The sequence below is a fragment of the Arcicella rosea genome (genome assembly GCF_014204325.1).
In the GTDB taxonomy this organism is placed as follows: Bacteria; Bacteroidota; Bacteroidia; order Cytophagales; family Spirosomataceae; genus Arcicella; species Arcicella rosea_A.
The window spans coordinates 12,196-26,244 of sequence record NZ_JACHKT010000028.1; the positions used below are offsets into that span (position 1 = coordinate 12,196).

A 14,049-nucleotide genomic window follows, 5' to 3' on the forward strand; every position below is an offset into this window, starting at 1 on the left:
AAATATTTTATGGAATGATATAAATCTAATTAGATAACGAAAAATAAGCCTTAGGGTTTTCCGAAGACTTGGTTATAGCGACACAAAGGTAATGAAGAAAATACTTTTGGACACGTTTCGAGCTGATAATCACACAAAACAATAAATCTTATTTTATGATTTTGATGTAAAAAAAAACCGTACTTTTCGACGTTTTCATGAATCATATCCTTATTTCCCGTTTAAATTTTTGATACTTATGATGCGTATTATTACTCCTTTCTTGTTTTTGGTGACACTTGTCCTTTCATCTTGCAATACCAATAAAGTATCGTTGAAATCTGCGGCTAAATTAATTCAGCAATCAACAACTTTTGCTCAGAACCAAACTGGAATTGTTTTTTATGATATTTCCGAACAAAAAACGATTTTTGAACAAGAGGCAAATCGCTATTTCATGCCCGCATCCAATACAAAATTATTTACTTTCTATGCGAGCTTGAAAACTTTGGGCGATTCTATTCCTGCTTTTCATTATCAAGTATTAGGTGATTCATTGATTTTGTGGGGAACTGGCGACCCGTCTTTTCTTAATCCAGATTTAGCAACAAGTAAAGTATATGATTTTTTGAAAAATAGTTCTGAAAAAATCTATTTTTCAAATGATAATTTCACAGGAACTTTCTTCGGGCAAGGTTGGGCTTGGGACGATTATAATGATTATTATGCCGCTGAAATTTCAGGATTTCCAATTCATGGAAATGTGGTTAGATTCAAAGCAAATTCCCCAAAAGGCTTGACTGTTACACCTAAACTTTTCGAGAATAAAGTTTACGATTGGTCGAATGAAAATACTTTTTCCATTCAGCGGGATTTAGGAGCGAATTTATTTAGCCATCCGAGCACTCAAAAAATGAAAGCAAATTTTGTACAAGATGTTCCCTTCAAAACTGGCGTAGAAATTACCGTTGCTTTATTAAGCGATACTTTGAAAAAAGAAGTAACGATGATTAACAAAGCACTGGATAAATCAGCCAAAGTATTTTATAGTTTGCCAGCAGACAGTTTATATAAAAGAATGTTGCACGTCAGCGATAACATGATTGCCGAACATTTAATGTTATTAAATGCCGATATTTTAACGGGCGAATTGAATGTTAGTAAAGGAATTGAAGCAGCAAAAAAACAATTGATGAGTGATTTACCAGATGCTTCAAGATGGGTAGATGGCTCTGGACTTTCACGCTATAATTTATTTACGCCAAGAAGTATCGTGAAACTTTTGCAAAATATTTACCAAACAGTTCCACAAGAAAGACTATTTAAACTACTTCCTGCTGCTGGAAAATCGGGAACTTTGAAGAGTTTACCATCCAACGAAGAACCTTTTATTTTTGCCAAATCAGGTTCTTTTAGTAATAATTATAACCTGAGCGGTTACTTAATTACTAAAAAAGGGAAAGTATTAATTTTCAGCATCATGAATAATAGTTTCTTGAAACCAATGTCAGAAATCAGAAAAGAAGTAACGAAGATTCTGACTGAAGTACATGAGAAAAATTAATCACTTCAATTCATATACAATTTCAGAGTATCGTCTGGCTACAGGAATCACAAAATCGCTTTCGTTCAAGTGTAATTTATAGCCTTGTGCATTGCCTGTTACTTTGTCAACTTTATTAAGATTAACGATAAACGAGCGGTGACAACGAACAATTTGTGTTTGAGAAATCTGATTTTCAAGTCTTGTTAAACTACTTCTGATTAATTCTTTTTGAAAAACATTTTCATTCAGAAATACAACGGTCGAATAATTATCGCTTGATTCTATGTAGAAAAATGAATCAGGCTTTAACATAATGCTGTCTTTTCCGTTCTCGGCAATTAATATTATTTCGTTATTTGTAGATACTTCTTCAAGATGTTTTTCTGGAAGATGACTTGGCTGAGGAGGTTTACTGTACTGTTTTAAGTAAAAAATATAGTTGATTAAAATTATGCCTGTAGCTGGAAATACGCCCAACACGAGCGTATAAATTACCATTGAAACCAGATTCAGCATATTAAAACCATTCGAGATATAATATTGTGTATAAAGTACATTGATTGTCATGATTGAAAGTACATTCAAGGCAACCATTCCTATTTCTCTGCCAACCGTCCATTGTTCTTCCTTAAAGTAATTTGGAAAAAGACTTTGAACACCAAAATAAATAAAAAGCATGGTGTCAGAAGTAATTATTCCAAAACCCATTAAGATGTAAACCTTGGCATCATCGTGCCAATTCGCAATGTCAAAAGGTTGAAAAAATAATAAAAAAGCACTGATAAAAATACCCGCAGCGAATGAAAGAAAGAGTTTTCGACGTGTAGAGTCGTTGTGTGGATATGGTTGTTGAAGTACTTTTAGCATTTATGATAAGCCAATGTTATTTAGAAACCAATCATTGGATTACACGAAATTAATAAGAAGACTGCCAAAACAAGAAAATGGTGAAAGATTAATCAAAAAAATCCCCAACATAATTTTATGCTGGGGACTCATTTAAGCGATTGGATATTCCTTTAATACTTCTCTGGCAATTACAATTTTCTGAATTTCAGAAGTACCTTCGCCGATGGTACAAAGTTTTGCATCTCGGTAAAATTTTTCAACGGGGAAATCTTTGGTATAACCATATCCTCCAAAAATCTGAACAGCATCCGTTGCTACTTCTACCGCTACTTCCGACGCATAATATTTTGCCATCGCAGCTTCTTTTGTGAGATGCGTTCCTTCCATTTTAAGGTCAGCAGCGTGAAGTGTCATCAATTCAGCTCCATGAATTTTGGTCGCCATTTCAGCCAATTTAAAGCTGATTCCTTGAAAATTAGCGATTGCTTGTCCAAATTGATGACGTTCTTGTGCATAACGAGCGGCGGCTTTCATCGCACCTTTGGCAATTCCTAAAGAAAGTGCTGCGATGGAAATACGTCCACCATCCAAAATTTTCATGGCTTGTTTAAAGCCTTCTCCTTCATTTCCTAAACGAGCCGAAAGTGGTACAACACAATCTTCTAAAATTACTTCTGCCGTTTCAGAAGCACGCATTCCTAATTTATTTTCTTTTTTACCAAATTTCAAACCAGTATTTGAACGTTCTACAATAAAAGCTGTAGCATTATCTCTTGTTCCTAATTCGCCAGTTCTTGTCATTATCACCAAAACATCGCTTGATTTTCCATGAGTAATCCAGCATTTTGAACCATTAATGACATAATTATCGCCTTCTCGACGAGCAATGCACTGCATTCTGGCAGAATCTGAACCTGTATTGGCTTCGGTCAAAGCCCATGCTCCGATAGAATTACCTGAGGCTAATTGTGGCAAATATTGTTGTTTTTGGTTTTCTGAACCAAATTGTAAAATATGGTTGGTACACAAAGAGTTATGTGCCGCCACCGATAAACCGATTGAACCACAAACCTGAGCGATTTCATCGATAATTGCCACGTATTCATGATAGCCTAAGCCTGCTCCGCCATATTCTTCTGGTACGAGTACGCCTAGAAAGCCTTGTTCGCCTAATTGTTTCATTAAATCAATCGGGAAAATTTGGGCTTCGTCCCATTCCATGATATGTGGACGAATTTTACGTTCTGCAAACTCTTTAGCACTTTGTCGGACTAAAGTTAATTGTTCTGATTTGTACATTTTCAAGTTGAATTGTTTGTTGAGATTGTTTAATTTACGACAATGGCATCATATTTTTCTTTTCAAATGAGCCATTTATAATAGCGTACATTTTATATTATTCTATTAATTATTTGTAATTTAATGTTATTAAAATAAAAATAGTACTGTTATATATAAAAATAATTTTATTATGGAGAATAAAAAAGAACATTCCATTCAAACGATATTGAATAATGAAGGTGTGGCAAGGTTAATATTTGGAAATCCGCCTACCAACTCAATGTCTATTGTACTTTTGGAAGAATTGGCATTGACCATACAAAAATTAGGAGAACAAGAAGAAGTACGAATCATTATTTTGCAAAGTGAGGGAGATAGAACTTTTTGTTCGGGAGCAGATTTTACAGAATTGATGGCGATTGATGATGAAGAGTCTGGAAGAATCTTTTTTTCGGGTTTTGCCAAAGTAATAAATGCTTGTCGAAAATCTCCCAAAATAATACTTGGCCGCATTCAAGGAAAGGCTGTTGGCGGTGGTGTAGGCTTGGCTGCCGCCACTGATTATTGTTTTGCAACCCAATTTGCTGCTATTAAATTAAGCGAACTAAGTATCGGAATTATTCCCGCAGTAATTGAACCTGCCGTGGAACGTAAAGTTGGACTTTCCTCATTTTCGATACTTGCTTTAAAAGCAACAGAATTTTTTTCTGCGGATTGGGCAAAAGAAAAAGGTTTGTACATGGATGTATTTGAAACAGCTACAGAAATGGATGAAGCTATTCTTAGTTTGGCAAGAAGGTTATCAAAATATAATCCAGAAGGATTGAAAGAACTTAAAAGAATACTCTGGAAAAACACAGATCATTGGGAAGAACTCTTACTTGAAAGAGCAGAAATCAGTGGAAAGCTTGTACTAAGTAATTTTACTAAAGAAACTTTACAAGCTTTTAAAGCCAAGAATGGATAGATGTTTATTTCAAATTGCAACATTTTCAGTTTGAATTGAGCATTTTTGATTTTACAAAGTAATATATAACCGAAAAGTATTTACAGTCATTAATTATCTCAGTTTTATACTTAGTGCCTATTTTTGAAGATGAGAAATATTACTCATGAGCATCTTTTGTATTTTGTAAAAATAATTACTTAAATCCATCTTGCATCTTAGTGGAAAATTTGTAATATTAGAAGAAAGAGTATGACTTCCTAGTCGTCAATAACAGCAGATTCTTTCTATCGTAATAGAGTTTTAAGGAGCTTTTTTTGTAAAAAAATAATTGAATTGACGAAAATCCCCTAAAACTCCAAATATTAAATTTTCAAAAAAAAATCTACCAAATTTTCAATTCTTAGGATATTACAATAAATTTGAATGGCGGAAGTATTTTGCCCTTAAATAATTATATAACACTTTTTTACATTTAATTTTGGAATTTTACATGGATTTATTAGTTTTGTCCAAAATTAAATGCTCTATAATTCCAATTACCCAAATTTCGATGCAAAATGGAAGATTATAATAAGATAATTGAATCGCTAGGCGTGAAGTTTATCAAGTCACGTAACATTAGAATATTACAACCTATCCGTATCAAAAACTTTTATGATGTAGAAAATACACTCTTGATTTTGTACAACGGAGAGGTTTCTTTTGGAGAAGAGGCTGTTCATGCAGAGGTTGGTGATATGCTTTTTATCCCTGGTGGTAAAATGCTTTCAATAACCTATGGTAATGCTGACAAGCCAAAAGCTATATCAAATGAGGAATTTATGACTCACAGAGAGTCTTATTTTGAATATAACCTTGAGCCTTCAAGAATCGGGCAAATGGAGAATTCATTTGGTATGGTTGCTTTTGAGGCAAAAGTTTTTGATTCGGTAAACTTCTTTACTTCTTTAGATATTCCACCATTCTTAATCAAAAGAGACGACAAACTAGCACACATGCTAGCGGAGATTTTGAAAGAAGATATGACGGATATTCTTGGTAAAGGTCGTGTCATCAAAATTAAAACGGAAGAGATTGTTATCGAAATTATTCGTTATATCATCAAAAACCGTTTGTTTGTTGAACAATTAGCTACCAACAGTACTTATTTCAAAGATCCACGTTTGATTGATATTTTTGCTTATATCAAAGATAATATCGGTGGAGACTTATCAAATAAAGTATTAGCGAACGTAGCAAACGTTTCTGAAGACTACGTTGGTCAGTACTTCAAAATGTTGACAGGTATTAATCCACAAGATTATATCGAATACCAAAGAATGGAAGCGGCTGTAGGTTTGTTAAGAACTTCTAAGAAATCTATCCGTGCCATTGGTGCTGATGTAGGTTATAAAGATACTGCGTACTTCTGCCGTCGTTTCAAAATGATGTTTGGTATTCCTGCAGGAAAAATGAGACGCAGAGAGTCGTTGATGAATTTGTAATTAGTAGCTGTTAGCTTTGAGCGACGAGCTTCGAGATTATGTTTATAAAATTGTTTTGATATTAGAAAAGCCGCTGAATTTCAGTGGCTTTTTTGATTTTTGTCTATTTTATCGCCAAATGAATGTTTATTCGACCGAAAAACAAATAAAAAAGCTCCGCAGAAATAAATTCCACGAAGCTTTTTTACAATTTTGTAAATGATAACAGAGTAACTTGAGAATAAAGCTGAAAGCTTAAAGCCGACATCCGAAGTCTGAAAGCTATCTATTTAAAAAACTTCAACTTCACCACTTCTCTTTCTGACAAGAAACGCCAAGTACCTCTTGGTAAATCCTTTTTGTTTAAGCCAGCAAAAGTAGTTCTATCTAGTTTTAATACTTCGTATCCTAATGATTCAAAAATACGTCTAACAATTCTGTTACGACCCGAGTGAATTTTGATACCAATTACCATTCCATCTGGAGTAACCATTCCTAGTTCATCAGCTTTGATTTCACCGTCTTCTAAAGTAACGCCCGCTTTGATTTTCTCGAAATGTTCTTCTGTCAAAGGTTTATCCAATTCTACTTGGTATAACTTTTCGATTTCGTTAGAAGGGTGAGTCAATTTATCCGCTAATTCACCATCGTTCGTCAATAATAAAAGACCTGTCGTGTTTCTGTCCAAACGACCTACTGGATAGATACGTTCTTCACAAGCATTTTTCACTAAATCCATTACTGTTTTACGGTCGTTCGGGTCTTCAGTCGTGGTGATAAAATCTTTTGGTTTGTTCACCAAAACATACACCATTTTCTCACGATTCAATTTCTTAGTACCATACTTAACAATGTCACCAGGTTTTACTTGATAACCCATTTCAGTAACAACTTCGCCATTTACTTTAATTGCACCCGCTTTGATTAAATCATCTGCTTCACGACGAGAACAAACGCCTGAATTAGCAATATAGCGGTTCAAACGTACTTCTGAAGTAGATTTATGCTCAGATTTTTCAATCAATTTCTGAACTTTTCTTGGGGCAGTATCTTTGTACTTATCAAGTTTGTAGTTCGGTGTCCATTTATCAGACTGTTCTACTGGTCTGTGGGCTTTGAAAAGATTATCTCCTCCGAAATTTGCTTTGGCAGAACCAAAAGTTTTTTCGGGTCTATCGTCTCTACTTTTTTTTTCAAAACTTCCTGCATCTGGACGAGGTTTGTTAAAGTCTCCTTTATCAAATCTCTTGCCAAGAGGCTTTCTTTTATCTACAAACTCTTTGCGTTCAAAAGCTGGCTTATCACCTTGTGGTTTAAAGTCACGACGCTCTGAGTTAAATTCTCTTCTTTCTCCTTGAGGTTTGAAATCACGACGTTCTGAGTTAAATTCTCTTCTTTCTCCTTGAGGTTTGAACTCACGACGTTCTGAGTTGAATTCTCTTCTTTCTCCTTGTGGTTTGAACTCACGACGTTCTGAGTTGAATTCTCTTCTTTCGCCTTGTGGTTTGAACTCACGACGTTCTGAGTTAAATTCTCTTCTTTCTCCTTGAGGTTTGAACTCACGACGTTCTGAATTGAACTCTCTTCTTTCACCTTGTGGTTTGAAATCACGACGTTCACCTGAGTTAAATTCTCTTCTTTCGCCTTGTGGTTTGAACTCACGACGTTCTCCTGAGTTGAATTCTCTTCTTTCGCCTTGAGGTTTAAATTCACGACGTTCACCTGAATTGAATTCTCTTCTTTCTCCTTGAGGTTTGAACTCACGACGCTCTCCCGAATTAAATTCTCTTCTTTCTCCTTGTGGTTTGAAATCACGACGTTCGCCAGCGTTGAATTCTCTTCTTTCGCCCTGTGGTTTGAAATCACGACGTTCACCTGAGTTAAATTCTCTTCTTTCTCCTTGAGGTTTGAACTCACGACGTTCGCCAGCGTTGAATTCTCTTCTTTCTCCTTGAGGTTTGAACTCACGACGTTCGCCTGAGTTGAATTCTCTTCTTTCGCCTTGAGGTTTGAACTCACGACGTTCACCTGAATTGAACTCTCTTCTTTCTCCTTGAGGTCTCTCGCCTCCGAAAGGCTTTCTTGCAGGCACTTCACGTCCTAATTCACGGCTTAACTCGTCTTTTCTGTCACGAGTTTGTTGTCTTCTCTCGAAGCCCAAATCTTCTTTTTCGATTCGCTTTCTCATTGTTAATTTTATCAACGATTCTAGAAATTATCTGTTCATAAATCGCAGATGTCTTAGTTAAAATATTGCAACATCACTGCTGTAAAATATTTTTCTCAAATTTCTGATTGAATAAATAAAATATTTAAAATTTGAAAATAAGTTATTCACTTTCAGAAACTTAAAAAAATCCTTTTAATAAAAGGCTCGCAAAGGTACGATAAAATTTATATTTAAAATACTTATTAAAGTACAAATTTTGAAATATTTTTTTACCGTATTTTTTTGTAAAATTTTACTCATTTGAAGCCACGTTTATTTCAACAAAACCAGCCATCAAAAATTGTATGAGTCATTGATTTTATCTTCCTGAGGTTTTAAGCCTAAATTAAAATCTATCAAGTACAATCATTTTAGGCAAAAACACGTTTATAAAATGGTTATATTTACCGTATCTGAGCAAAAAATATTCTTTTTATGATTTCAATAAAATTTTAAAGAATACACTTTCAAGTTTCTCAGATTAATCAAATCAATTCTCTTAAAGAAAACTATGCAAAAATTTCGTCAACTTATAGCTCTTTTTGCAGCGATTATCTTGTTGAATAGTTGTAATTCAGCACTTCAATCGTTTAAAAAAGGACAGAAAAAATTTGACAATGGTGAATTTGAATTAGCCATTAAAGAATTAAAAAAGGCATCTGCTGCAAATTATGAATTGGCTAAAACAAGTTATTTAATAGCAGAGTCATATCGTTTATCGAATCGAAGCATTCTGGCGGGAGAGTATTATGAAAAAGCATTGGCTGCTGGAAGCAGAGAGAACGATTTGCGTTATCATTTAGCGACCACCCAAAAAATGCAAGGAAAGTATCAAGAAGCTGCCAAAAATTTGGAAAAGTATCTTTCTGGCGTACCAAGTAAATTGTTCAAAAGCAAAGCTCAAGCTGAAATCGACCAATTAGAAGAAGTGGAAGCTTTAGCCAATAAAAAAACGTACATCGAATTAAAACCTTTGAATATTAATTCTACTGGGGCTGAATTTGCACCAATTATTCAAGGAAACGATTTGATTTTTACAGCTTCACGCAAAGATATTGTCTATAAAAATAATGGTTTGCCTTACTTGGGTTTATACAGAGCGGCTTTGAATAGCCCAACAGAATTGGGGAATCCAACACTTTTCAGCACAACAATCTTTAAAAGTAATGCTAACGAAGGCACGCCAACCTTTTCGAAAGATGGGAAAATGATGGTTTTTGCAAGAGGAAATGCGGGAAAACGTTCAGATGAATCTCCAGATGTAGATTTATACATTTCAAGAAATATTGACGGCGTTTGGACAGAACCTGAAATGATTTCAGTATCAGATTCATTGGCTTGGGATGGTTGTCCATCTTTTTCGGCAGATAATAAAACACTCTACTTTGGTTCAAATCGCTTGGGTGGAAAAGGTGGAATAGATTTGTATCGTGCTAATATTGACAATGCTGGCAGATTTGGCAGAGCTATTAATTTAGGAGCAGACATTAATACTGCTGGCGATGAAATGTTTCCTTATGTTTCGGCAGATGGAAAATTATATTTTTCTTCGGATGGACACGCAGGTTTAGGAGGGTTAGATTTATTTGTGGCAACTCGTAAGAATGGTGAAATTTCAGTAGAACATTTAGGTATTCCATTAAATTCTCGTTTTGATGATTTTGGTCTGGTTGCGATAGATTCTACCAAAGGATATTTTGCTTCCAATCGTGATTCAGGAAAAGGAGATGACGATATTTATTATTTCGAGAATACTCAGCCAGATAAAAAGTACGATGTACCAGTAATTGCTAAAGAAACGCCAAAAAAGAAAATTATTCGTTATTTCTTAGCTGGAAGTATTACTGATATGAACAATCAGCCATTGGATGAAGTAAAAGTGGCAATTATTGATAATTCAACGAACCAAGCCATTGAGGAAATTTACACAAAATCGGAAGGCACTTTTGGCAAAGTAAAAATGGAAGAAGATAAATCTTATACGATTGTCACTGAAAAAAATGGTTACTTCACCAAACGTGAACCTTTTACGATGCTTGGGAAATCGGTACCATTAGAGCTTCTCACAAAAGCAGAAACAGATACTACTTTTTATGCAAGTATTAAATTAGATAAACCAGAAGTAGGGAAAGAAATCACAAAAATCTTTCAAATCGCTCCAATTTATTATGATTTAGATAAAGCTGATATTAGAAGCGATGCTTCGCCAGAATTGGATAAAATCGTTCAGATTTTGAATGATAATCCAACCATTAGGTTAGAATTAGGTTCACATACCGATTCAAGAGCGACGACAGAGTATAATGCCAAATTATCACAAAGAAGAGCAGATGCGGCAGTTGCTTATATTATCTCAAAAGGAATTGCTGCTGCTAGAATTGTAGCAAAAGGTTATGGTGAAAGTCAATTAGTAAACAAATGTGCTGACGGAGTAAATTGTACAGAAGAAGAACATCAGCTAAATCGTAGAACAGAGTTTAAAGTATTATCGGTGAAGTAAGTAACTGAGTAAACAACATAAACATGAGTCATCCCGAATTTTCTCTTGAAAAAGTGAATTTTAAAAGATTTCAATGTTTTTTGGATTGGTTCTCGTCCTTACTTTTTGCCTTGATGCAAAAAGTAACAAAAAAATCAAGAATTCCTAAACTCGCTTCGCTCAAACAGTAGGAATTCGTTGTTCATCAATCACAAAAAAGCGGTCGAAATTAGTTTTTCGACCGCTTTTTTGTGATTTTAAAATTCGGGATGACTCATGTTTATGACTAATTTAAAATTGCTTCTCGCTTATCTTCAGGAAAAATAAAATTGATTGGCTTTGAAACCTTTTCTTCCATCAAGGCAATTTTCAGTACTTCATCTACCATATCTACATAATGGAAAGTAAGATCTGAAATATAAGACGGCGTGATTTCTTCGATGTCTTTTCTGTTTTTATGACACAAAATAATCTCTTGAATTCCTGCACGTTTAGCCGCTAAAATCTTTTCTTTGATACCGCCAACTGGCAATACTTTTCCACGTAAGGTTACTTCGCCAGTCATAGCTAAATTAGGCTTTACTTTACGCTGTGTTAAAGCTGAAGCGATAGACGTTGTCATCGTTATACCTGCCGAAGGGCCATCTTTAGGAACTGCTCCAGCTGGTACGTGAATATGAAGGTTATAATAATCGAAAATACGATAGTCAATATCATATTCTTCTGCATGAGCTCTCAAATATGAAAGTGCAGCCATCGCTGATTCTTTCATTACATCACCTAACTGACCCGATAAAGTAACGCCACCTTTTCCACGATTCAAGATTGATTCAATGAATAAAATATCGCCCCCAACGGGAGTCCAAGCCAAACCTGTAACAACACCAGCAGTATCATTTGTTTCGTATAAATCTTTATCGAAATACTCTTGTCCAAGCAATTTCACCACTTCCTCTGGTTTAATCACCTTTGGATATTCTTCTTGCATGGCAATTGATTTCGTTACTTTTCTAATCAATTTACCGACTTGCTGTTCCAGTTTTCTAACGCCAGATTCACGAGTGTAGCCTTCAATTAATTTTTGTAAAGCGGCATCCGTAATATTCAAAGTTTTATTTTCTAAACCATGTTCTTCTTTTTGTTTTGGAACAAGGTGTTTTTTGGCAATCTGTACTTTCTCCTCCATCGTATAACCGCTGATGTCAATGATTTCCATACGGTCACGAAGAGCTGGATGAATACTATCTAAAGAGTTTGCAGTAGCAATAAACAATACTTTAGAAAGGTCATATTCAACCTCCAAGTAATTATCCATGAACGCATTGTTTTGCTCTGGGTCAAGTACTTCTAATAAAGCTGAAGACGGGTCTCCACGATGGTCTGAACCAACTTTATCAATTTCGTCCAAAATAAAAACTGGATTTGCAGAACCTGCTTTTTTAATATTTTGGATTAATTTTCCCGGCATAGCACCGATATAAGTTTTACGATGTCCTCTGATTTCAGATTCATCATGCAAACCGCCCAATGCCATTCTTACATATTTTCTACCTAAAGCTTTCGCAACAGATTTCCCTAATGAAGTTTTTCCAACACCTGGAGGGCCGTATAAACATAAAATTGGGGCTTTCATATTGCCTTTCATTTTTAATACGGCTAAGTATTCTATGATTCTTTCTTTTACTTTTTCTAGTCCGAAATGGTCAGAATCAAGTACTTTTTGGGCTTTCTTGAGGTCGAAATTATCTTTTGTAATTTCGTTCCAAGGTAAATCAACCAATAATTCAACATAATTCATCAACATCGGATATTCTGCCGACATCGAATTAGTACGTTGTAATTTGGCTAATTCTTTTTGGAAATGATCACTGATTTCTTTGCTCCACTTCTTATTCGCTCCTTTTGCTCTGATTTTATCAAGTTCTGCTTCTGGACTATCAACGCCCAATTCTTCTTGCAAAACTTTAATTTGCTGACGCAAATAATAATCACGCTGTTGTTGGTCAATATCGCTACTTGCCTTACTTTGAATTTCACGCTTGATTTCCAATAAATCAATATCGGTCATCATCAATTCAAGTAATTTTCTAGCCTGCTCAAGTCCATTAATTGTTTCTAACAATTGCTGTTTTTCAGCTAATTCAGCATTGACATTGGCAGAAAGGAAGTGAATCAGAAAGCTTGGAGATTCAATATTATCTAAAGCGATTTGTGCTTCACGAGGAATTTCTGGGTTCAAGAATAAAATTCTTGTAGCCATTTCTCGCAAAGACTGAATCAAGGCTTTGTTTTCTTTATTGAGTTTAGCAGGTAAATTATCTTCTAAATACTTTACTTTCGCAATAAGATTTGGCTCTGTTTTGATGTAATTCTCTACTTCAAAACGCTTACGTCCTTGAACAATAATTGTTGTATTTCCACCCGGTAATACAATCATTTTGATGATATGTGCTACCGTTCCAACTTTATACAAGTCTTCGCCAACGGGTTCTTCTTTATTCGGATTAGCTTGTGTGATTACACCAATGGTTCTATTTCCTTTGTAAGCTTTTTTGACAAGTCTAACAGATTTTTGTCTTCCAACAGTAATTGGAATTACCATTCCCGGGAATAAAATAACATTTCGAATAGGTAATATTGGTAATTCGTCAGTAAGTTTTCCAAGTTTTTCATCATCAACTCCTTCTGAACCAAGAGGAATCAATTCAATGCCATCGAAATCAGAAATTTCGGCAAGCTTAAGGTTATTTAAAAAGTTTTTATCTAGACTCATATTATGTATTATGCAAATTTGGAAATATGTAATGTGATGATGTAGCCAAAGCTTATCAAATACTATTTAATTTAAGTGGAGAATAGTTTAAAATTGTGTGCCGACTATTTCCAAATTCAAATGAAATGTTCTGCCACAATGACAGAAGTTATAAAATTACACTTAAAAATTATACAAACAAATTTCATTTATTAAACGGTCAAACCTTATGCCAATTGACATATTGGCATGGGTTTAATAGGATGTACAAAGGTTTTTATACTCTTTTACTGCTTTTTGTTAAAAATTATGCTGAAAGACTAAAGCCAAAATCCTTTCGTTATGATTGAAACAAAAAACAATCATTTAAAATCTCATATTGATTATTTTAAATTAGCGATAAAGTAGTGGTTTTATGTGGAACCTCTTATGCTATTTATGATGAAGATGATTTTGAAATGTTTGGGATTCGATTCATTTGAAATAATTACCTGACCACTTTTACAAAATCCCGATTCAGCAATGGACGGGATTTTTGTTTT

8 protein-coding genes are annotated in these 14,049 nt (G+C 34.6%); 4 read left to right on the top strand and 4 right to left on the bottom strand.

Annotation, left to right across the window (positions count from 1 at the left end):
* The first annotated feature begins 238 nt into the window (after positions 1–238).
* On the top strand, positions 239–1,543 hold the full coding sequence (dacB, locus tag HNP25_RS16485) for a D-alanyl-D-alanine carboxypeptidase/D-alanyl-D-alanine endopeptidase (RefSeq protein WP_229202893.1): 1,305 nt from the start codon (positions 239–241) through the stop codon (positions 1,541–1,543).
* On the opposite strand, the gene HNP25_RS16490 is transcribed toward dacB, so the two are convergent.
* Together HNP25_RS16490 and HNP25_RS16495 are read right to left on the bottom strand one after the other, a co-directional pair.
* Positions 1,544–2,392 (bottom strand): LytR/AlgR family response regulator transcription factor, encoded by an 849-nt coding sequence (locus HNP25_RS16490; protein WP_184135887.1) that lies wholly within the window; start codon positions 2,390–2,392, stop codon positions 1,544–1,546.
* Between the two features lie 132 nt (positions 2,393–2,524).
* Positions 2,525–3,673 carry an acyl-CoA dehydrogenase family protein gene (locus HNP25_RS16495; protein ID WP_184135889.1) on the bottom strand — a complete coding sequence of 383 codons (1,149 nt, stop codon included), beginning with the start codon at positions 3,671–3,673 and terminating at the stop codon, positions 2,525–2,527.
* A 172-nt stretch (positions 3,674–3,845) separates the two neighbouring features.
* On the opposite strand from HNP25_RS16495, the gene HNP25_RS16500 reads away from it, so the two are divergent.
* On the top strand, positions 3,846–4,622 hold the full coding sequence (locus tag HNP25_RS16500; RefSeq protein ID WP_184135891.1) for an enoyl-CoA hydratase/isomerase family protein: 777 nt from the start codon (positions 3,846–3,848) through the stop codon (positions 4,620–4,622).
* Positions 4,623–5,161: 539 nt separating this feature from the next.
* Positions 5,162–6,088 (top strand): helix-turn-helix domain-containing protein, encoded by a 927-nt coding sequence (locus tag HNP25_RS16505; protein WP_184135893.1) that lies wholly within the window; start codon positions 5,162–5,164, stop codon positions 6,086–6,088.
* A gap of 265 nt (positions 6,089–6,353) precedes the next feature.
* On the opposite strand, the gene HNP25_RS16510 is transcribed toward HNP25_RS16505, so the two are convergent.
* On the bottom strand, positions 6,354–8,255 hold the full coding sequence (locus tag HNP25_RS16510) for a pseudouridine synthase (protein ID WP_184135894.1): 1,902 nt from the start codon (positions 8,253–8,255) through the stop codon (positions 6,354–6,356).
* 532 nt (positions 8,256–8,787) lie between these two features.
* Here HNP25_RS16510 and HNP25_RS16515 point away from each other — a divergent pair.
* Entirely contained in the window at positions 8,788–10,776 is a 1,989-nt protein-coding gene (locus HNP25_RS16515; RefSeq protein ID WP_184135896.1) for a CHU_0125 family OmpA-like outer membrane integrity protein, read from the top strand.
* Positions 10,777–11,041: 265 nt separating this feature from the next.
* On the opposite strand, the gene lon is transcribed toward HNP25_RS16515, so the two are convergent.
* A complete protein-coding gene (lon, locus tag HNP25_RS16520) occupies positions 11,042–13,528 on the bottom strand; it encodes an endopeptidase La (RefSeq protein ID WP_184135898.1) in 2,487 nt (828 codons plus the stop codon).
* Positions 13,529–14,049: the final 521 nt, after the last annotated feature.

Excerpts from the sequence above, each read along its gene's own strand:
- HNP25_RS16495 (WP_184135889.1), bottom strand. The coding sequence starts at position 3,673 with ATGTACAAATCAGAACAATTAACTTTAGTCCGACAAAGTGCTAAAGAG.
- lon (WP_184135898.1), bottom strand. The coding sequence starts at position 13,528 with ATGAGTCTAGATAAAAACTTTTTAAATAACCTTAAGCTTGCCGAAATT.
- HNP25_RS16515 (WP_184135896.1), top strand. The coding sequence starts at position 8,788 with ATGCAAAAATTTCGTCAACTTATAGCTCTTTTTGCAGCGATTATCTTG.
- HNP25_RS16490 (WP_184135887.1), bottom strand. The coding sequence starts at position 2,392 with ATGCTAAAAGTACTTCAACAACCATATCCACACAACGACTCTACACGT.
- HNP25_RS16510 (WP_184135894.1), bottom strand. The coding sequence starts at position 8,255 with ATGAGAAAGCGAATCGAAAAAGAAGATTTGGGCTTCGAGAGAAGACAA.
- HNP25_RS16500 (WP_184135891.1), top strand. The coding sequence starts at position 3,846 with ATGGAGAATAAAAAAGAACATTCCATTCAAACGATATTGAATAATGAA.
- HNP25_RS16505 (WP_184135893.1), top strand. The coding sequence starts at position 5,162 with ATGGAAGATTATAATAAGATAATTGAATCGCTAGGCGTGAAGTTTATC.
- dacB (WP_229202893.1), top strand. The coding sequence starts at position 239 with ATGATGCGTATTATTACTCCTTTCTTGTTTTTGGTGACACTTGTCCTT.